The organism is Plantactinospora sp. WMMB782, assembly GCF_049179135.1.
Taxonomy (GTDB): Bacteria; Actinomycetota; Actinomycetes; order Mycobacteriales; family Micromonosporaceae; genus Plantactinospora.
The window spans coordinates 1-18,045 of sequence record NZ_JBMHMC010000008.1; the positions used below are offsets into that span (position 1 = coordinate 1).

Genomic DNA, 18,045 nt, shown 5'->3' on the forward strand with positions numbered 1-18,045 from the left:
CGTCCGAGCCGACGCGCGATGGGAGCCGGGGATGAGCGACGCTGGTGAGCGGCTGGCCGCCGCACTGCGCCGGGTACAGATGCGCTGGCGGCTGGCCCGCCGACCGATCCGGCTGGTGGTGCAGGCCGTCGCGCTCGCCGCCCTGGTGATGGCCGGCTTCACGTTCCTGAGTACCAACAGCGAGATCAACGAGACCGCGGCCTCGATCCTGGTCGCCGTGGTCTTCGGCGCGATGACCGTGTTGCAGCAGCGGCAGTCGCAGCGCCGGCAGTACACGGTCGGCCTGATCACCGCCTTCCAGAGCGCGGAGACGCTCAGCCAGGCGGACGTCTGGATGGCCCGCCGGATCAGCGCACACCAGCCGGTCGGCGCCGACCTGACCGACGACGACGAGCAGCACGTCCTCCCACTGCTCGACTACTACGAGTTCCTGGCGGTGCTCGCCGTACGCGGCCTGGTGGACGTACCTCTGCTACTGAATCTGCGCGGCGGCACCATGACCCGGTGCTTCGAACTGTGCCGGGGATACGTGCAGGACCGCCGGGTCCTGACCGGCAACGAGATCTACCAGGCGCTGGAGTTGCTTGCGACCGAATACCGGCACCGGTTGCGACGACCCCGGTCGGCACCGGGCCAGCGGTCCACCGAGCCGGCGGGCCCGGCACCGGCCGCGCCCTTCGGGGCGGAATCCGATCCGGATACGCCGTTGGCCGGGTCCCCTGTGGTGGGGACCCGGCCAGCGGATGGCTCTGTCTGCTCTTAGCTGTTGTTCCAGGCTTCGGCGACGAGGTCGGCTGCCTGGTCCTCCCACTGCGCGTACGCCTGCGGGAACGCCGACACCTGCACCTTCTGCGCCGCCACGGTCAACGGCAGATCCCGCCAACCATCAACCTGGCGCAGGCCCTTCAGGAACGCGGTCGTCGCGTACTCCGGATCGGTGATCTGCTCCACCGAACCCCAACCCGACGACGGACGCTGCTGGAACAACCCCTGCGAGTCATGATCATTCCGGTCACCCAGATGACCCAGATTCTCCAACTTCGACTCCTGCAGCGAGGTACCCACCGCGATCACCGCGGCACGCTCGTCCATCCCCGCCTTCTTCGTCGCCTTCACGATCGCCCGCACATTCCCGGCCTGCTCGGCCGACAGGTCGATCCGCGACTGCTCACCCTGCACACCACGCGGCACCAACCGGTCCCGCGACGGCTTACCCTTACGATCCTTCTTGTCGCTCTTCTTCTCGCCCTTGTCGCCCTTGTGGTCCTTGTCGGCCATCACCGACTGCGACACCGGCGAACCGACATGCTCCGGGGCCGCCTGCGCCGCCACCGCCGGACCGGCCACAGCGCCACCGACGAACGCCAGACCAGCCACACCCAGAGCACCCTTACGAACGATCGACGTCTTCTCGATGGCCGGAAGCCACCGACTGAACAGCATCGTGTTCATGATGGTCGTCCTTCCAATCGGGGATGAGCACCCACCAGGGGGACGGCAGGCGCCATTGGAAACACAAAGCCCAAAAAGATCGGTCCGGCCGGACTACCAGCCGCCGCGGGGGACACGGCGCTGCCCGTACTCAACCGAACACCGTATGTAACGACCGGTGGCCCCGGATCATTCCCGCCGGCCAGCCATCAGCCCAACTCTGCCCAGCTCACGGGCGGTGCTACTCGGCCGTACGCGTAACGTAACGACCGACCCCCCGCCAACATTCCAGCCGGACCGCCTCGATCACCACCCCGAACCAGACATCCGAACACACCCCCCACGACCGGCCACGGGCCGGGCGAGTTGTCCGGACGGAGACTGTCGAGCTGCCCCGCCCACGCGCCCACCAGACCAAACCAACGCCCGGAATGTCGCGCCCCGTCCACGCACCCAGCTCGACAGTCCCCGCGCGAGGTATGCCCATGGCCCGGCTGCGGTGGGTACCGACGGAGGATGATCGCCTGCTCACCGTCGGCGCCCTCGGCTGCCATCCCGCGCCCGGCGCTGCGGTCACATCGATATCTGTTTATTATCGGAGCGTGTTGACCCGTACCGTGACCTCAGCACTACTGGCCGCCTCCGTCACCCTGCTCGGCACCGGCGTGGCAGCGAACGCCGACGAGATCCGGCAGTTCCGGGGTGAGGGCTACAGCAGCATGGGGCTCGCCTACGACTGGGCATACGGCCAGGCACTCGGCAGGGCCCGCGAGGCCGGTTTCACCGACTGCGATGTGATCGACAGCTACGTCTCGCCCGGCGGCTACGAGGCGTGGGTGTTGCTGGAGTGCGATCGCTGACCGGCGAGGCTGGCGACACCGGCAACGATCACCGGCCAGGCCGGTGGCGGTTGCGGCGGAGCGCTCAGCCGGTGAGGGCGGCGGGGTGCGAACCGCCGACGCCCGGCCGCCGACCTCAGCGGCTCTCCGGCGCCTCCGCCGGGTTCAGCGGCCCTCCGGCGCCTCCGCCGGGTTCAGCGCCGCCACGATCGCCTCGGCGGTGCGCCGGCCCACCCCGGGCACCTCGGCGATCTCGTCCACCGTCGCCGCCGAGAGCCGCTTCACCGAGCCGAAGTGCCGCAGCAACGCCTTGCGGCGTACCTCGCCGAGGCCGGGGACCTGGTCGAGGCCGGAGACGGTCATCCGCTTGGAGCGCCGTTGCCGGTGGAACGTGATGGCGAACCGGTGCGCCTCGTCCCGGACCCGTTGCAGCAGATAGAGCCCTTCCGAGGTGCGGGGCAGGATGACCGGGAACTCGTCGCCGGGCAGCCACACCTCCTCCAGCCGCTTGGCCAGCCCGCAGAGCGCGATGTCGTCGAGGCCCAGCTCGGCGAAGACCTCGGCCGCCGCCGCGACCTGCGGCTGCCCGCCGTCCACCACCACCAACTGCGGCGGGTACGCGAACTTGCGCGGCCGGCCGGTGGTCGGGTCGATGCCCGGCCGGTCCGGGTCGGAGGCCATCTCGTCGCCGATCTCGCCGGTCTCGCCCCTGGCCTGGAGGTAGCGGGCGAACCGCCGCCGCAGCACCTCGGTCAGTGCCGACAGGTCGTCGGTGGCGCCGCGCACCACGAACCGCCGGTACTCGCTCTTGCGGGCCAGCCCGTCCTCGAAGACGACCATGCTGGCCACCACGTCGGTGCCCTGGATCTGCGACACGTCGTAGCACTCGATGCGCAGCGGCGCGCTGCGCAGCCCGAGCGCCTCGGTGATCTCGTCCAGCGCCTCGCTGCGGGTGGTCAGGTCACCGGCCCGGCGCAGCTTGTGCCGGGTCAGCGCCTCGGCGGCGTTCCGGGCCACCGTCTCCAGCAGCGCCTTCTTGTCGCCGCGCTGCGGCACCCGCAGGGCCACCTTGCTGCCCCGGCGCGCCGACAGCCACTCGGCGAGCGCGTCGACGTCCGCCGGCAGCGCGGGCACCAGCAGCTCGCGGGGGACGTCGGCCTCCCCCTCCGCCTCCCCGTAGACCTGGGAGCAGAAGTGGTGCACGAGATCCCCGGTGGTCAGGTCCTCGACCTTCTCCACCACCCAGCCGCGCTGGCCGCGTACCCGGCCGTCCCGGACGTGGAAGACCTGGACGGCCGCCTCCAGCGGATCCTCGGCGAAGGCCACCACGTCGGCGTCGGTGCCGTCGCCGAAGACCACTGTCTGCTTCTCCATCGCCCGGCGCAGCGCCGCGATGTCGTCGCGCAGCCGGGCGGCCCGCTCGAACTCCAGCGCCTCGCTGGCCTCGCCCATCTCGCGTTCCAGCCGGCGGACCATCTGGTCGGTGCGGCCGGCCATGAAGTCGCAGAACTCGTCGACGATGCCGCGGTGCTCCTGCGCCGAGGTCCGGCCGACGCACGGCGCCGAGCACTTGCCGATGTCGCCGAGCAGGCAGGGCCGGCCGATCTGGGCCTGCCGCCGGAAGACCCCGGCCGAGCAGGTCCGGGCCGGGAAGACCCGGAGCAGCAGGTCGAGGGTCTCGCGGATCGCCCAGGCGTGCGAGTACGGCCCGAAGTAGCGCACCCCCTTGCGCTTGGCGCCCCGCATCACCTGGAGCCGGGGGAACTCCTCGTCGAGGGTGACGGCGAGATAGGGGTACGACTTGTCGTCCCGGTACCGCACGTTGAACCGGGGGTCGTACTGCTTGATCCAGAGGTACTCGAGTTGCAGCGCCTCGACCTCGGTGCCGACGGTGACCCAGTCCACGCTGCCGGCGGTGGTGACCATCTGCTGGGTGCGCTGGTGCAGGTTCCACAGGTCGCCGAAGTAGGAGTTGAGCCGGCTGCGCAGGCTCTTCGCCTTGCCGACGTAGATCACCCGGCCAGTCGGGTCGCGGAACCGGTAGACCCCGGGCAGGTCGGGAATCGTGCCCGGCGCCGGGCGATAGGTAGCGGGATCGGGCACGGCGCCAAGCCTAGACCCCGGCTGGGACAACGCCCGGCGCGCTGCGGCACCGCCTGGGACAACCCGCGGCGCAGACGGAGACGACGACGCCCGGCACCGCGCGGCGGCGGACAGCCGCACCGCGGCACCGGGCGCTCCGGCCCGGATCAGGCCAGCACGATGTTGTCCCCGTCGACGGTGACCTTCTTCTCCGGCAGCGGCTTGTTGGCCGGGCCACCCTTGGGCGAACCGTCCGCCACGGAGAACTTGCTGAAGTGGCAACTACAGTTGATCGTGCCCCCGTCGACCCCGGTCACCGGGCACTGCTGGTGTGTGCAGATCGAGCTGAAGGCCTTGAACTCGCCCTCGGTCGGCTGGGTGACCACGATCTGCTGGTCGGCGAAGATCTTGCCGCCGCCGACCGGGATCTCGCTCTTCTTGGCCAGCGCGGCGGTGCCGCCCTCGGCCGGAGCGCTCGCCGAGCCGCTGGGTGCCGGAGCGCCGCCGGACGGGCTGCTTCCGGTGCCGTCGAGGGCGTCGTCGTCGCCGGTGCCGCAGGCGGCCAGCACCACCGACACGCCCACCGCACCCGCACCCGCCAACAGCGCCCGGCGGGTCTGCGTGCCCGGCCCGGTCAGTTCGTCACTCATACCTAGCCTTCCTCTTCGGCGCCGCGCCCTGGTCGTCCGCGGCCACGCCCGAAGACACGGATATATCCACCAACCGGTTCAACCGGGACCGGGGTCAGGACTTTCCGGTACGCCGCCCACCCGCCGCCGTGCTCTTCGCCGCCGCCGTGCTCTTCGCGGCCGGGACCTTCGCGGTCCTGCCCGCGCGGGTGGCGGCGCCCTTCACGGTACCGCCGCCGGACCGGCCGTTGCCGACCTTCGCGGTACCGTCGGCCGCTCCGGCCGGGCGGCCGTTCTCCCTGCTGGTGCCGGTGTTCGCGGCGGTGCCGTTGGCCCTGGCGGCCCGGACGGTCGCCGCGCTCGCACCCCGGGGCGGCCCGGTCAGCCCGAGCACCGGCCGGAGGTACTGGCCGGTGTGGCTCTCCGGCACCTCCGCCAACTCCTCCGGGGTGCCGGCGGCCAGCACGGTGCCGCCGCGGTGCCCGCCCTCCGGACCCATGTCGACGAGCCAGTCCGCGGTCTTGATCACGTCCAGGTTGTGCTCGATGACGATCACCGTGTTGCCCTTGTCGACCAGGCTGTCCAGCACCCCGAGCAGCTTGCGGATGTCCTCGAAGTGCAGCCCGGTGGTCGGCTCGTCGAGCACGTACACCGTCCGGCCGGTGGAGCGCTTCTGCAACTCGGAGGCGAGCTTGACCCGCTGCGCCTCGCCGCCGGAGAGGGTCGGTGCCGGCTGGCCGAGCCGGACGTAGCCGAGGCCGACGTCGACAAGGGTCTTCAGGTGCCGGTGGATGGCCGGGATCGCCGAGAAGAACTCGGCCGCCTCCTCGATCGGCATCTCCAGGATGTCGGAGACCGTCCGGCCCTTGTAGTGCACCTCCAGGGTCTCCCGGTTGTACCGGGCACCCTTGCAGACCTCGCACGGCACGTAGACGTCCGGCAGGAAGTTCATCTCGATCTTGATCGTGCCGTCACCGCTGCACGCCTCGCACCGGCCGCCCTTGACGTTGAAGGAGAACCGGCCCGGCCCGTACCCCCGGACCTTCGCCTCGGTGGTCTCGGCGAAGAGCTTGCGGACGTGGTCCCAGACCCCGGTGTACGTCGCCGGGTTCGACCTCGGGGTCCGCCCGATCGGCGACTGGTCCACCCCGACCACCTTGTCGACGTTCTCGATGCCGGTGATCCGGGTGTGCCGTCCCGGCACCAGCCGGGCCCCGTTGATCTGGTTGGCCAGCACGGCGTAGAGGATGTCGTTGACAAGTGTCGACTTGCCGGAGCCACTGACCCCGGTGACCGCGATGAACTGCCCGAGCGGGAACGGGACGGTGAGGTTGCGCAGGTTGTGCTCGCGGGCGCCCTGCACCACCAGCTCCCGGCCCGGCGTCTGCGGCCGGCGCCCCTGCGGCGTCGGGATCGACCGGCGGCCGGAGAGGTACGCCCCGGTCACCGACTCGGTGTTGGCCAGCAGCTCCGGCACCGAACCGCTGTGCACGATCTTGCCGCCGTGCTCGCCGGCCCCCGGCCCGATGTCGACGATCCAGTCCGCCGTCCGGATGGTCTCCTCGTCGTGCTCCACCACGATGAGCGTGTTGCCCAGCCCCTTGAGCCGGACCAGCGTCTCGATCAGCCGGTGGTTGTCCCGCTGGTGCAGCCCGATCGACGGCTCGTCGAGCACGTAGAGGACCCCGACCAGGCCGGAGCCGATCTGGGTGGCGAGCCGGATCCGCTGCGCCTCGCCGCCGGAGAGGGTGCCGGCCGGCCGGTCCAGGGAGAGGTAGTCCAGGCCGACGTCGACCAGGAAGCGCAGCCGGGCGTTGATCTCCTTGAGCACCCGCTCGGCGATCATCTTCTGCCGGTCGGTCAGGGTCATCCCGCCGAGCAGTTCGGCGCACTCGCCGACCGAGAGCGCGCAGACCTCGGCGATGTTCCGGCCGCCCAGGGTGACCGCCAGCACCTCCGGCTTGAGCCGGCTGCCCCGGCAGACCGGGCAGGGCACGTCGCGCATGTACCCCTCGTACTTGTCCCGGGACCAGTCCGACTCGGTGTCGTTGTGCCGCCGCTCGATCCACTGCACCACGCCCTCGAAGCCGGTGTAGTAGGAGCGCTCGCGGCCGTACTTGTTGCGGTAGCGCACGTGCACCTGGTCGCCGGAGCCGTGCAGGACGGTCTTCTGCGCCCGGGACGGCAGTGCCCGCCACGGGGTGTCCAGGTCGAAGTGCTCGGCGTCGCCCAGCGCCTCCAGCAGGCGGAGGAAGTATTCCTGGGTCTGCCCGCCGGCCCACGGCGCGATGGCACCCTCGCGCAGGGTCCGCTCCGGGTCGGGTACGACGAGTTCGGCGTCGACCTCCTTCTTGGTGCCCAGCCCGGTGCACTCCGGGCAGGCGCCGTACGGGGCGTTGAAGGAGAAGACCCGGGGTTCGAGGTCCTCGATCGCCAGCGGGTGGTCGTTGGGGCAGGCCAGGTGCTCCGAGTAGCGCCGTTCCCGGGCCGGGTCGTCCTCCGGCAGGTCGACGAAGTCGAGCAGCACCAGCCCGCCGGAGAGCCCGAGCGCGGACTCCACCGAGTCGGTGAGCCGCTGCTTGGCGCCCGCCTTGACGGTGAGCCGGTCCACCACCACCTCGATGGTGTGCTTCTCCTGCTTCTTCAGCTTCGGCGGCTCGGTCAGCGGGTGGACCACCCCGTCGACCCGGGCCCGGGCGTATCCCTTGGCCTGGAGTTCGGCGAAGAGGTCGACGTACTCGCCCTTGCGGCCGCGGATCACCGGGGCGAGCACCATGAACCGGGTGCCCTCCTCCATCGCCAGCACCCGGTCGACGATCTGCTGCGGGCTCTGCTTGGAGATCTTCTGGCCGCAGACCGGGCAGTGCGGCTCGCCGACCCGGGCGAAGAGCAGCCGGAGGTAGTCGTAGACCTCGGTGATGGTGCCGACCGTCGAGCGCGGGTTGCGCGAGGTCGACTTCTGGTCGATCGAGACCGCCGGGCTGAGCCCCTCGATGAAGTCGACGTCCGGCTTGTCCATCTGGCCGAGGAACTGCCGGGCGTACGACGACAGCGACTCGACGTAGCGCCGCTGGCCCTCGGCGAAGATGGTGTCGAAGGCCAGGCTGGACTTTCCGGAACCGGAGAGCCCGGTAAAGACGATCATGGCGTCGCGCGGCAGGTCGAGGTTGACGTCGCGCAGGTTGTGTTCACGCGCGCCACGGATGATCAGTCGGTCGGCCACTGTCCGCGCACTCCCGGGGAGGAAAAGTATGTTCTGTCCGATTTGCTGGCGCAGAGGAGCGCCTCGGCCACTCTAGCCCCGGGGTACGACAGTTTCCCGCGCCGCCGAATTCCCGCAGCTCAGCCGCGGCACCGCCACCAACCGACCGCGACCGAGCGCTGACTCACCGCCCCGGGCGACCCCGACTCCGCTGCTCCCTGCGAATCCGCTTCCATTTGTACCGCTCCTCGGCGGCCAGCCGCGCGTCCCGTCGGCGTGTCTCGTACGCCACCTCGCGCTGGAGCTTCTGCCAACTCTCCCAGCGCCGCGGGCTCAGCTCGCCGGTCTCCAGCGCGACCTGGACCACGCACCCCGGCTCGCCCCGGTGCGCGCAGTCGGCGAACCGGCAGGCCGCGACGAGTTCCGCCACGTCGGCGAAGGCCCGGTCCAGCCCGGCCGCCGCGTCCAGCAGACCCACCGCCCGGACCCCCGGGGTGTCCAGCACCGCTCCCCCGCCCGGGATCGGGATCAACTGCCGGTGCGTGGTGGTGTGCCGGCCCTTGCCGTCCACCCCGCGTACCCCCTGTGTCGTCATCACGGTCGCCCCGGCCAGGGCGTTCACCAGCGTCGACTTGCCGGCACCGGAGGGCCCGAGCAGCGCCAGCGTGCGGCCGGGCGCCACCTGCGGGCGCAGCTCGGCCAGCCCGGTGCCGCGCTGCGCGCTGACCGGCAGCACCGGCACGCCCGGCGCGGCCCGGCCGAGCTGGTCGGCCATCGCCGCCGGGTCGGCGACCAGGTCGCACTTGGTGAGCACCAGCAGCGGGGTGGCGCCGGACTCCCAGGCCAGCGCGAGCAGCCGCTCGATCCGGGCCACGTCCGGCGACGGGTGCAGCGGCTCGACCACCGCCACGGCGTCCGCGTTGGCCGCCAGCACCTGACCGGTCGAGTCCTTGTCGGCGGTCCGCCGCACGATCGCGGTACGCCGGGGCAGCACCGCCTGCACGGTCAGCCGCCGGTCCGGCCAGTCCCGGACCAGCACCCAGTCCCCGGCGCACGGCAGGTTCGCCGCGTCCCGGGCCGCCGCGACCAGCAGGCCGCCGCCGAGACTGGCCCGCAGCGGCCCGCTCGCGCAGAGCACGGTGCAGATGCCCCGGTCGGCCCGGACCACCCGGCCGGGTCGAAGGTCGTCGCCGCGTTCGGGGTACGCCGCGGCCAGTGTCGCGTCCCAACCGAGGGACGCCAGATCGAAGGTCATCTCAACCCTTGTCGTCAGAGGTGGATTCAGCTGTCGAATCCAGAAGTGGAAACGGTGACAACGCGCACGTCGTCCGGCATGCCTCCCACCTCCTCACGCTCGCGGGTGTGCCCTCTCGCACGGCAGTTCCCGGTCCTCGAACGGTAGGTGCTGGTCCGGTCGGACCGAAAGCCAATTCCGCTCCGCCACTCCCGGCCGAAGGCGTCCCGGCCCGTCCGACCGCCGACCGCTATCGTCGTGAGTCGTGACACTCGACCCACTCGCGCTGCTGCCCGAGGTGGACCGGGCGACCGAGCGGCTGTTGCGGACCGTCGACGGGCTCGACGACGCGGCGACCGGCGAGCCGTCCCTGCTCCCCGGCTGGACCCGGGGCCACGTGCTCAGCCATCTCGCCCGCAACGCCGACAGCCTGGTCAACCTGCTGACGTCGGCGCGTACCGGTGAGGACGTCCCGCAGTACCCGAGCCCGGCGGCCCGGAACGCGGACATCGCGGCCGGCTCGGCCCGGCCGGTCGGCACCCAGCTCGCCGACCTGCGGGACAGCGCCCGGCGTCTCGCCGAGGCGGCCGGCGAGCTGCCGGCACCGGCGTGGGCCGCCCAGGTCCGTTCGACCCGCGGGCTCCGCCCGGCCGCCACCCTGGTCTGGGCCCGGCTGCGCGAGGTGGAGGTGCACCACGTGGACCTCGACGCCGGTTACCGGACCGCCGACTGGCCGGACGCGTTCGGCCAGCGGCTGCTGCACGAGGTCGTGCACGACCTGGCCCGGCGGGACGACCCGCTCGCCCTGGTGCTGGTGCCGGCGGAGACCGGGCAACCGCTGACCGTGCACACCGGCCGGGGCCTGCCGGTCGGCGTGCCGGCCGCGGACGACGGCCCGGAACTGCGCACCGTCACCGGCCCGGCGCACGAGCTGGCAGGCTGGCTGACCGGCCGGAGCGGCGGCGCCGGCCTCGTCGTCACGCCCGCCGGGCCGCTGCCGGCACCTCCACCCTGGATCTGAACCCGCCGGCCCGCCCCCTCGGCGGGGCGACCCGACTTCTGATTCGCCCCGCCTTTCGACGGGAACGATCCGACCCGCCCGACCCTGATCCGCCGACAACCCGGAGGCACCGAAGATGAGTTACACCGGCAACGTCGCCGCCGACGGCCCACCCGACGTACGCGAGCTCCGCGGCCTCACGGTCAGCAAGCTCTCGGTCGGTCCGATGGACAACAACGCCTACCTGCTGCGCTGCACCGCCACCGGCGAGCAGGTCCTGATCGACGCGGCAAACGAGGCGCCCCGGCTGCTGGAACTCGTCGGCGAGGGCGGGCTGGCCGCCGTGGTCACCACGCACCGGCACATGGACCACTGGGTCGCCCTGGAGGAGGTGGTGGCGAGCACCGGGGCCCGGTCACTGGTGCACGACGCCGACGCGGACGGCCTGCCGATCGACTCCGAGCCACTCGCCGAGGGCGACCGGGTCCGGGTCGGTGACCGCGAACTCGAAGTGATCCACATCGTCGGGCACACCCCCGGCTCCGTCGCGCTGCTCTACCGGGACGAGGTCGACGGGACCCACCTGTTCACCGGCGACTCGCTCTTTCCGGGTGGGGTCGGCAACACCGACCGCGACCCGGTGCGGTTCGGCTCGCTCATCGACGACGTGGAGCACAAGATCTTCGACCGGCTGCCGGACGAGACCTGGTTCTATCCGGGGCACGGCCGGGACAGCACACTCGGCGCCGAACGGCCGTCGCTGCCGGAGTGGCGCGCCCGGGGCTGGTGACCCCGACGGGGCACCTGGGGTGGCGATCGCTGGCGACCGTTGGCGAGCTTGGCTAATGGGTGTAGCTTTTAAGCTATGACAGATACCCGGTATCTCCACCGCCCGGAGGGGCGCATCGCGTACGAGCTGTGGGACGGTGACGGGCCGCTGGTTATCTGCTCCCCGGGGATGGGCGAACTGCGCCAGTCGTACCGGCTGCTGACCCCGAAACTGGTCGCGGCCGGCTACCGGGTCGCGGTGCTGGACATCCGGGGGCACGGCGACAGCGACACCAGCTTCGCCGGGTACGACGACGTGGCGCTCGCCAGCGACATGCTCGCGCTCGCCGACGAACTCGGCGGCCCGGCGTACCTGGTCGGCAACTCGATGGGAGCCGGAGCCGCCGTGATCGCCGCCGCCGACGCCCCGGCGAAGGTACCCGGCCTCGTCCTGCTCGGCCCGTTCGTCCGGCAGCCCGCCGGCGCGGCCGTACTGAACCTGCTCTTCCGGATCATGCTCGTCCGGCCGTGGGGCCCGGCGGCCTTCCTCGGCTACTACCCGAAGTGGGTGCCCGGCACCAAGCCCGAGGGATACCCCGAACACCTCGCCCGGGTCCGCGACAACCTGCTCCGGCCGGGACACTGGCGGGCCTTCGTCCGGACCACCCGCACCTCGCACGAGCCGGCCCGGCAGCGGCTCCCCGAGGTGTCCGCCCCGGCCGTCGTGCTGATGGGTGCCGCCGACGTGGACTGGAAGGACCCGGCGGCCGAGGCGCACTGGATCGGGGAGCAGCTGAGGGCCGAGGTCGTGATGCTGCCCGGCGTGGGCCACTTCCCGCAGGCCCAGGCCCCCGAGGCGGTGGCCGCAGCCGTGAAGCGGCTGGTCGAGCGGGATTCCTGACTCCACTGTGTACGCCTGCCGGCACCGGCTCACCCGGTGCCGGCGGGCAGGCACCGCGGCCCGGAATCCGAAAGTGCCCGGGAAAAGTCGAAAAAGATGTTGCCCGGTCGCAGAGCCGCCCCTACCGTAGTTACCACAGCGATCAACACCGAATCGACAGCGAACGACAGGGAGCATCCGATGTTGTGGCAGAACTCATCGCGAGCGTGGCGGCAACTGCCGTCCGGCTCGACGGGTTGTGCCATCCTCGGGCACCCCGTCCTAGGCAGCGCCGGCGAATGTGCCGAGCTGGGCGGCTGGCGGACGTAACGCGACTGCACTCGCGTCCACGCCGCCCTCCCAGACCCGGGACCGGGCGGCGTTTCTCTTACCGTGCGCGTTTCTTCGGCACGGATGTTTCCCTGCCCCGCAAGTCTCTTTCACCGTGCACGATTCCGCACAGGGGTGTGGCGCAACTGGCAGCGCAGCGGCCTCCAAATCCGAAGGTTGCAGGTTCGAGTCCTGTCGCCCCTGCTTCTCCCCGGTCCCGACCGGCGGACACGGCACCAACTTGAGAACTCCACAGTGGATGGCATTACCGATGCCCGGCCGGCGCCGCACCACCGCGCCGGCCGGGCGGATCCGGGGCGAGGGAGACGGCTGACCCGCCTGTTTTGGGTACAGGAGAAACCGAGTTCGATTCTCGGGTCCCGGACGGAACCAGGGGTTGTGGACACCCCGCTCGGACCGTTGGAGTAGTGGTATCTCGCCAGGCTCTCAACCTGGAAGAGGCCGGTTCGATTCCGGCACGGTCTACGGAACCGCGCCCGTTCTCCGGGCCCGGTCGGCACCATCCGCTCCGGTAGCCCAACGGCAGGAGGCAGCGCGCTCAAGACGCGCACAGTGTGCGTTCGAATCGCACCCGGAGCATTTCCCGTGCGGCTGTAGCGCAGTTGGCAGCGCGCCACCTTGCCATGGTGGAGGTCCCGGGTTCGAATCCCGGTAGCCGCTCTCGAACACTTCCAGAGTTCCGTGACGTCGACGAGAGAAGGAGGTATCCGGTGGACGTCCTGGTCATCAACGCCGACCTCGGCCCGCTCCACCGGGTCAGTCTCCGGCACGCCGTACGGATGCTGGTCCGGCGGGTCGCCGAGGTGCACGAGGCCGTACCGGACCGGCTGATCGGGGTGTACCCGGTGCCGACCGTCGTCCGGCTGGTCAGGTACGTCGTCACCAGGTGGCGGTTCAGCTCGGGGCCGGCCTGGTCCCGGTCGGGCGTGCTCACCCGGGACGGACGCCGGTGCGGTTACTGCGGCGGCCACGCCAGCACCGTCGACCACATCCTGCCCCGCTCCCGCGGTGGCCGGAACACCTGGACCAACACCGTCGCGTCCTGCGACGGCTGCAATCAGCGCAAGGCGGACCGCACCCCTGCCGAGGCGGGCATGGAACTGCGGTCGGCGGCGACGGTCCCGAGTTGGGCCGCGCTGACCCGGCGCTGACGGCCGGCCGGCGGATTCTCCCCCGCCGGCCGCCTTTTCCGGATCGTCCAACGGCAGGACACCTGATTCTGGCTCAGGCGATCGAGGTTCGAATCCTCGTCCGGAAGCGCGATGCCCTCGTGGCCCAATTGGCAGAGGCACCAGGTCGAGAGCCTGGTCACGTGCGCGTTCGAGTCGCGCCGAGGGCACTTCGGGGTGGGTGCTGGTGCACAGCGTTGCCTTGCAAGCTCCGCGTGCGCGGTTCGATCCCGCGTCACTCCATGCCCGGGTAGCCCAACGGAAGAGGCCGCCGGCTCAGAACCGGTGTGTTGCAGGTTCGACTCCTGCTCCGGGTACTGCCGTTTCAAGCCCTTGTAGCTCAGTGGACAGAGCGCCTGGCTACGAACCAGGAAGTCGGAAGTTCGAATCCTCCCAGGGGCACGACATCGGGACGTGGCGCAGCTTGGCAGCGCGCCGCACTGGGGGTGCGGAGGCCGTCGGTTCGAATCCGGCCGTCCCGACTTCGACAGGGTCGCCGCAGCCGACGACGACGACTATCGTCTGCCCGACGAGACCGAGAGGATCATGGTGCCGAACCCCACCGAACTGCACAAGGTCAACGCGCTGGTGCAGGGCTTCAAGCCGCAGGCCAAGCGTGAGCTGACCGACGCGCACCGGCGTACCCAGAAGGCGCCGCCGCTGTCCGGGATCTCCCGGACCTACCAGCCGTTCGCCGACGACATCCGGGAGCAGTTGCCGCCGGAGTCGACCCGGGTGCAGTACACCGTCCAGGAGGTGCTCGACGAGGTCGCCTCGACCATGGGTCGGCTCTTCGACCTTCAGTTCATGCAGGACACCGGGAACGCCAGCGCAAAGGCCGACGTGCTGGTCGAGGGGCGGACGCTGATCAGCCAGGCACCGGTCACCTATCTGCTCTTCCTGGAGAAGCAGCTCGTCGACCTGCGTACCTTCGTCGACGGGCTGGCCACCCTGGACGCGGCGGAACGGTGGGAGTTCGACCCCGACCGGGGCTGCTACGCGAGTACGCCGAGCCAGACGCAGAAGATGCGCAAGGTGCACCGCAACCACGTCAAGGCGGAGGCCACCGAGAAGCACCCGGCGCAGGTCGAGGTCTACACCGAGGACGTACCGGTGGGCATCTGGACCACGGTGAAGCTCTCCGGCGCGCTGCCGGCGGAGCGGGTGAAACTGCTGCGCGGCCGGGTCGACAGGCTGCTGGAGGCGGTGAAGGTGGCCCGCGAGGAGGCGAACAGCAGCACCGTCGAGGAGCGCACCGTCGGCGACGAGGTGTTCGGCTACCTGTTCGGGTAGCCTCCCAGACACCCCCGTGGAGCGGGGGGTGGCGCGACGAGCGCCGAGACTGAGGCTGATCTGTCAGGCTCATCGAAGGCGACGGTTCCAGTGGAGGTTCAAGTCCTCCCCTCGGCACTCCGGGCCGAGGTAGCCCAACTGGCAGAGGCAGACCGGCGCCGAGCAGGCTGAGACTATCGCTCCAGACTCAGCACCCCCACCCATCGCCAGACCTACCGACCACGACAATCTCGACGAGATGCTGGTTCGAGTCCAGTCTGCCGCTCTCCCTGCGGCGGTCGCTTAATGGCAAAGCACGTCGACCGCAGACTGATCGTGGAGCTTAAACGCCGCTGGCGTGCGAACGGGTGGAATTCGAGGGCCCCCGGGGCAGGGCATACCCCGGGGGTCCGCCAACTCTTGACGAGCCCGCCTGGCGGCGGGACGTCCTCGCGCCGCTAGCTCATTGGCCAGAGCAACGCACTCTTAATGCGTGGGTTCGGGGTTCGAGTCCCCGGCGGCGTACTCGCGGGGTAGCGCAGTGGTAGCGCGGCGGCCTCATAAGCCGCAGGTCCCGGGTTCGACTCCCGGTCCCGCTCCCGTTCCGGTAGCTCAGTCGGAAGAGCATCGCGTCGACATCGCGAAGGTCGCTGGTTCGAGTCCAGCCCGGAACACGTACTAGTCCAGCCCGGAACACGTACCGGTCCCGCCGGTCGGCCGAGCGGGTGCGCCGACGTCGGAGAGTCGGGCCTGTCTGTAAAACAGGTGCCTCGCGCGCAGGAGGTTCGAATCCTCCCACCCGCACGCCCGGCCTCGTCTCGTCCCCGGTGGGGCGCCCCGCCTGCAACGCGGGTGATGCGGGTTCGACTCCCGGCGAGGTCTCGATGCCATCCACTGTGGATGCCATGGGCGCGGGCGTCGGCTGCTCGGCCGCCACTCATTCTGGCGGTGTGCCCGGTTCGACACCGGGGCCCATGACTCGCCGGCCGGCGGTGGTTGTGGTGACGGGGGAACGCCGGCCGGCCCCGACCGCCCGGCCACGGCTCGGCCACGGCTCGGCTCGGCTCGGCTCGGAACCGGGAACCGGGAACCGGGTCAGGATCGCGGAGCCCGACCCGCCCGCCAGGCCCGTACGCCGAGGACGCCGACGGTGGTGCCGATCGCCAGGGACGCCGCGATCAGCAGCGCGTGCACCCAGAGGAAGCTCGTCGGGCTGCCCTGCCCGATCTCCCCGGTCGACCAGGCCCGGGCATCGTTCCAGATGGCGACGGCGAACCGGGGCCAGATCACCCAGGTCCAGACGCCGACCAGGACCAGGAAGCCGGCCCAACGCCGCGACAACACCATGGCAGCCCAGTATGCCAGCCGCGGCCTGTGCCCCCGGGTGGTGCCGGCCGGCGGCCCCAGCCGGCCGGCACCACCCGTCCCCCCGGTCCCCCACAAGCCGCCCGGCCGGCCTCGGCCCCCCGGTCTGCTCCCTGCGCCCCGGCCAGCCCTGCCCCGGTACAGCTCTGCCCGGTAGAGCCCTGCCCCGGTCAGCCCTGCACGGTCGAGCCGAGTCGGCGGCGCACCCCCAGCAGGACGAGCCCGCCGAGGACCATCCCGACACCCACCGTGCCGAGCAGCGCGAACGACTCCCCCGGCAGCAGCCCGCCGACCGAGCGGGCCAGGATGGCCAGCAGCATGTAGAGGCCGGCCCAGAGCACCGCGCCGATCGCCGCGAAACCCAGGAACCGCCGGTACGACATCCGCAGCCCACCCGCGGCCAGCGGCAGCACGGCGTTCAGTACCGGCAGGAACGGTGCCACCATCACCATCCGGCCCCCGCCGCTGCCGAGGATCCGCTCGGCGGCCACCCAGCGTGCCTCCCCGATCCACCCCCCGGTCCGGCTGCGCCGCAACCGGGCACCGAACCGCCGGCCGGCGAAGAAGGTGAGCGACCAGCCGCCGAGACAGCCGATGATCACCGCCAGGAACGCCCCCAGACTGGCCGGCCTGCCGACCCCCACCGCGGCCAGTACCGCCACGTCACCTGGCACGAGTACGCCGAGCAGCGGTATCGCGTCCAGCAGCATGACCCCGCCGAGCACCGTCAGGAAGATCCACGACGGCAGTTCCCCCACCTGAACCAGCCAGTCCGCCACGTCAGGAACGTTACGGAGGTGGCGGCATCCGGACATCCGGGGCGAGCCCTGGTTGGCGGCACCGGCGACCCTGAGCCGGTCTAGGGGTGACTCCGCCGTCCGGCGTAGGCCGACGGACGACCCCCGCTCGCCGACGGACGTCTCCGCCTGCCGAGGGTCGACCGCGACCGCCCGGAGGTCGACCCGACCCGCCGCAGGTGGCCGCCGACCGGAACGGAGGTTGGTACGACTCCCGACTTCCGCCCGCACCGGCTATCCCGGGCGGCTACTGTCGGTGGCGTACAGGGCGGGCCACGCACCAGGCGCGCCGCTAAGGAGACACCCATGGCAACCGGAACCGTCAAGTGGTTCAACTCGGAAAAGGGCTTCGGCTTCATCGAGCAGGACGGCGGAGGACCGGACGTGTTCGTCCACTACTCCGCGATCGCGTCGTCCGGCTACCGCGAGCTGAACGAGGGACAGAAGGTCGAGTTCGACGTCACCCAGGGCGAGAAGGGTCCACAGGCGGCTAACGTCCAGCCGCGCTGACCAGCTCGGAGCGCCCCGGGCGGGCCGGTCCGGCCGGCTCCTCCGGCAGGTCACGACGCTTGCGCAGGGGACCGACCAGCAGGATCAGCCCGGTCAGCGCCAGACCGCCGGTGAGTACCCACATGGCCGGGCGGAGGCCGAGTGCCGTACCGAGGGCGCCGGCGAGCACCGCGCCGAGCGGCATGGTGCCGAGGTTGACCACCTGCATGGTCACGATGACCCGGCCGAGCAGCTGGTGCGGCACGTACGCCTGCCGGAAGCCGGCCTTGATCACGTTCCCGGCCACCACTCCGGCACCGATCACCACCCCGGCCAGCACCACCAGTCCGAGCCGGGCTCCGGGGGCGGTCAGCGGGATCAGCAGGGCGAACGGTTCCGCACCGAGGGCGCAGAGCAGCAGCGCGCGGGCACTGCCGAGGCGCCGGGACAGCGCGGTGGCGACGGCGGCTCCGACCACCCCGCCGGCGCTCATCACGGCGACCAGCGCGCCGACCGTGCCCGGCCCCAGCCCGACCT

At 71.3% G+C, this 18,045-nt stretch carries 15 protein-coding genes, 14 tRNA genes and 1 pseudogene; 22 read left to right on the top strand and 8 right to left on the bottom strand.

Annotated features, from left to right (window positions below):
- Positions 1-31: 31 nt before the first annotated feature.
- Positions 32-763 (top strand): DUF4760 domain-containing protein, encoded by a 732-nt coding sequence (locus tag ACN28A_RS38710; protein ID WP_421404061.1) that lies wholly within the window; start codon positions 32-34, stop codon positions 761-763.
- Here the strand turns inward: ACN28A_RS38710 and ACN28A_RS38715 are convergent.
- Positions 760-1,452: a hypothetical protein gene (locus tag ACN28A_RS38715; protein WP_421404063.1), complete on the bottom strand. Its 693-nt coding sequence runs from the start codon at positions 1,450-1,452 to the stop codon at positions 760-762. The genes ACN28A_RS38710 and ACN28A_RS38715 overlap by 4 nt on opposite strands.
- 464 nt (positions 1,453-1,916) lie before the next feature.
- On the opposite strand from ACN28A_RS38715, the gene ACN28A_RS38720 reads away from it, so the two are divergent.
- On the top strand, positions 1,917-2,291 hold the full coding sequence (locus ACN28A_RS38720; protein WP_421404065.1) for a hypothetical protein: 375 nt from the start codon (positions 1,917-1,919) through the stop codon (positions 2,289-2,291).
- Between the two features lie 144 nt (positions 2,292-2,435).
- Here ACN28A_RS38720 and uvrC read toward each other — a convergent pair whose 3' ends face one another.
- The 4 genes and pseudogenes from uvrC to rsgA form a co-directional block, all read right to left on the bottom strand.
- Positions 2,436-4,373: an excinuclease ABC subunit UvrC gene (uvrC, locus tag ACN28A_RS38725; protein ID WP_421404067.1), complete on the bottom strand. Its 1,938-nt coding sequence runs from the start codon at positions 4,371-4,373 to the stop codon at positions 2,436-2,438.
- Positions 4,374-4,519: 146 nt separating this feature from the next.
- Entirely contained in the window at positions 4,520-5,002 is a 483-nt protein-coding gene (locus ACN28A_RS38730; protein ID WP_421404069.1) for a Rieske (2Fe-2S) protein, read from the bottom strand.
- Between the two features lie 250 nt (positions 5,003-5,252).
- Positions 5,253-8,204: pseudogene (gene uvrA, locus ACN28A_RS38735) on the bottom strand (excinuclease ABC subunit UvrA); the annotation flags it as partial.
- Positions 8,205-8,367: 163 nt separating this feature from the next.
- Positions 8,368-9,438 (bottom strand): ribosome small subunit-dependent GTPase A, encoded by a 1,071-nt coding sequence (gene rsgA, locus ACN28A_RS38740; protein WP_421404071.1) that lies wholly within the window; start codon positions 9,436-9,438, stop codon positions 8,368-8,370.
- Between the two features lie 244 nt (positions 9,439-9,682).
- On the opposite strand from rsgA, the gene ACN28A_RS38745 reads away from it, so the two are divergent.
- From ACN28A_RS38745 to ACN28A_RS38835, 19 genes are all read left to right on the top strand, one after another.
- A complete protein-coding gene (locus ACN28A_RS38745) occupies positions 9,683-10,438 on the top strand; it encodes a maleylpyruvate isomerase family mycothiol-dependent enzyme (protein ID WP_421404073.1) in 756 nt (251 codons plus the stop codon).
- A gap of 115 nt (positions 10,439-10,553) precedes the next feature.
- A complete protein-coding gene (locus tag ACN28A_RS38750; protein ID WP_421404915.1) occupies positions 10,554-11,207 on the top strand; it encodes an MBL fold metallo-hydrolase in 654 nt (217 codons plus the stop codon).
- A 75-nt stretch (positions 11,208-11,282) separates the two neighbouring features.
- The gene (locus tag ACN28A_RS38755; RefSeq protein ID WP_421391642.1) at positions 11,283-12,086 is read left to right on the top strand and encodes an alpha/beta fold hydrolase; all 804 of its coding nucleotides are present in this window, start codon (positions 11,283-11,285) and stop codon (positions 12,084-12,086) included.
- Positions 12,087-12,526: 440 nt separating this feature from the next.
- Positions 12,527-12,599 (top strand) — tRNA-Trp (locus ACN28A_RS38760).
- A 210-nt stretch (positions 12,600-12,809) separates the two neighbouring features.
- Positions 12,810-12,881 (top strand) — tRNA-Glu (locus ACN28A_RS38765).
- Positions 12,882-12,921: 40 nt separating this feature from the next.
- Positions 12,922-12,995 (top strand) — tRNA-Leu (locus ACN28A_RS38770).
- Between the two features lie 8 nt (positions 12,996-13,003).
- Positions 13,004-13,076, top strand: a tRNA-Gly gene (locus ACN28A_RS38775).
- A 50-nt stretch (positions 13,077-13,126) separates the two neighbouring features.
- A complete protein-coding gene (locus ACN28A_RS38780) occupies positions 13,127-13,567 on the top strand; it encodes an HNH endonuclease (protein WP_421391644.1) in 441 nt (146 codons plus the stop codon).
- Positions 13,568-13,603: 36 nt separating this feature from the next.
- Positions 13,604-13,674 (top strand) — tRNA-Gln (locus tag ACN28A_RS38785).
- Between the two features lie 6 nt (positions 13,675-13,680).
- A tRNA-Leu gene (locus ACN28A_RS38790) sits at positions 13,681-13,755 on the top strand.
- Between the two features lie 74 nt (positions 13,756-13,829).
- Positions 13,830-13,902, top strand: a tRNA-Leu gene (locus ACN28A_RS38795).
- Between the two features lie 12 nt (positions 13,903-13,914).
- Positions 13,915-13,987 (top strand) — tRNA-Arg (locus ACN28A_RS38800).
- 6 nt (positions 13,988-13,993) lie between these two features.
- Positions 13,994-14,067: transfer RNA gene (locus ACN28A_RS38805), tRNA-Pro, on the top strand.
- Positions 14,068-14,131: 64 nt separating this feature from the next.
- Positions 14,132-14,878 (top strand): hypothetical protein, encoded by a 747-nt coding sequence (locus ACN28A_RS38810; RefSeq protein ID WP_421391645.1) that lies wholly within the window; start codon positions 14,132-14,134, stop codon positions 14,876-14,878.
- 431 nt (positions 14,879-15,309) lie between these two features.
- Positions 15,310-15,382: transfer RNA gene (locus ACN28A_RS38815), tRNA-Lys, on the top strand.
- A gap of 2 nt (positions 15,383-15,384) precedes the next feature.
- Positions 15,385-15,456 (top strand) — tRNA-Met (locus tag ACN28A_RS38820).
- Between the two features lie 2 nt (positions 15,457-15,458).
- Positions 15,459-15,531, top strand: a tRNA-Val gene (locus ACN28A_RS38825).
- A gap of 47 nt (positions 15,532-15,578) precedes the next feature.
- Positions 15,579-15,661, top strand: a tRNA-Tyr gene (locus ACN28A_RS38830).
- Between the two features lie 5 nt (positions 15,662-15,666).
- Positions 15,667-15,739, top strand: a tRNA-Cys gene (locus ACN28A_RS38835).
- Positions 15,740-15,952: 213 nt separating this feature from the next.
- Here ACN28A_RS38835 and ACN28A_RS38840 read toward each other — a convergent pair.
- On the bottom strand, positions 15,953-16,204 hold the full coding sequence (locus tag ACN28A_RS38840; protein ID WP_421391647.1) for an SCO4848 family membrane protein: 252 nt from the start codon (positions 16,202-16,204) through the stop codon (positions 15,953-15,955).
- Between the two features lie 188 nt (positions 16,205-16,392).
- The gene (locus tag ACN28A_RS38845; protein WP_421391649.1) at positions 16,393-17,001 is read right to left on the bottom strand and encodes a DedA family protein; all 609 of its coding nucleotides are present in this window, start codon (positions 16,999-17,001) and stop codon (positions 16,393-16,395) included.
- A 324-nt stretch (positions 17,002-17,325) separates the two neighbouring features.
- On the opposite strand from ACN28A_RS38845, the gene ACN28A_RS38850 reads away from it, so the two are divergent.
- On the top strand, positions 17,326-17,529 hold the full coding sequence (locus ACN28A_RS38850) for a cold-shock protein (RefSeq protein ID WP_278063023.1): 204 nt from the start codon (positions 17,326-17,328) through the stop codon (positions 17,527-17,529).
- Here ACN28A_RS38850 and ACN28A_RS38855 read toward each other — a convergent pair.
- The coding region (locus ACN28A_RS38855; RefSeq protein WP_421404917.1) for an MFS transporter at positions 17,510-18,045 on the bottom strand (536 nt) is incomplete at its 5' end. The two genes, ACN28A_RS38850 and ACN28A_RS38855, sit on opposite strands and share 20 nt — an antisense overlap.

Coding starts and splice junctions, on each gene's coding strand:
- ACN28A_RS38850 (WP_278063023.1), top strand. CDS start 17,326: ATGGCAACCGGAACCGTCAAGTGGTTCAACTCGGAAAAGGGCTTCGGC.
- ACN28A_RS38730 (WP_421404069.1), bottom strand. CDS start 5,002: ATGAGTGACGAACTGACCGGGCCGGGCACGCAGACCCGCCGGGCGCTG.
- ACN28A_RS38720 (WP_421404065.1), top strand. CDS start 1,917: ATGGCCCGGCTGCGGTGGGTACCGACGGAGGATGATCGCCTGCTCACC.
- ACN28A_RS38710 (WP_421404061.1), top strand. CDS start 32: ATGAGCGACGCTGGTGAGCGGCTGGCCGCCGCACTGCGCCGGGTACAG.
- rsgA (WP_421404071.1), bottom strand. CDS start 9,438: ATGACCTTCGATCTGGCGTCCCTCGGTTGGGACGCGACACTGGCCGCG.
- ACN28A_RS38755 (WP_421391642.1), top strand. CDS start 11,283: ATGACAGATACCCGGTATCTCCACCGCCCGGAGGGGCGCATCGCGTAC.
- ACN28A_RS38810 (WP_421391645.1), top strand. CDS start 14,132: ATGGTGCCGAACCCCACCGAACTGCACAAGGTCAACGCGCTGGTGCAG.
- ACN28A_RS38715 (WP_421404063.1), bottom strand. CDS start 1,452: ATGAACACGATGCTGTTCAGTCGGTGGCTTCCGGCCATCGAGAAGACG.
- ACN28A_RS38840 (WP_421391647.1), bottom strand. CDS start 16,204: ATGGTGTTGTCGCGGCGTTGGGCCGGCTTCCTGGTCCTGGTCGGCGTC.
- ACN28A_RS38750 (WP_421404915.1), top strand. CDS start 10,554: ATGAGTTACACCGGCAACGTCGCCGCCGACGGCCCACCCGACGTACGC.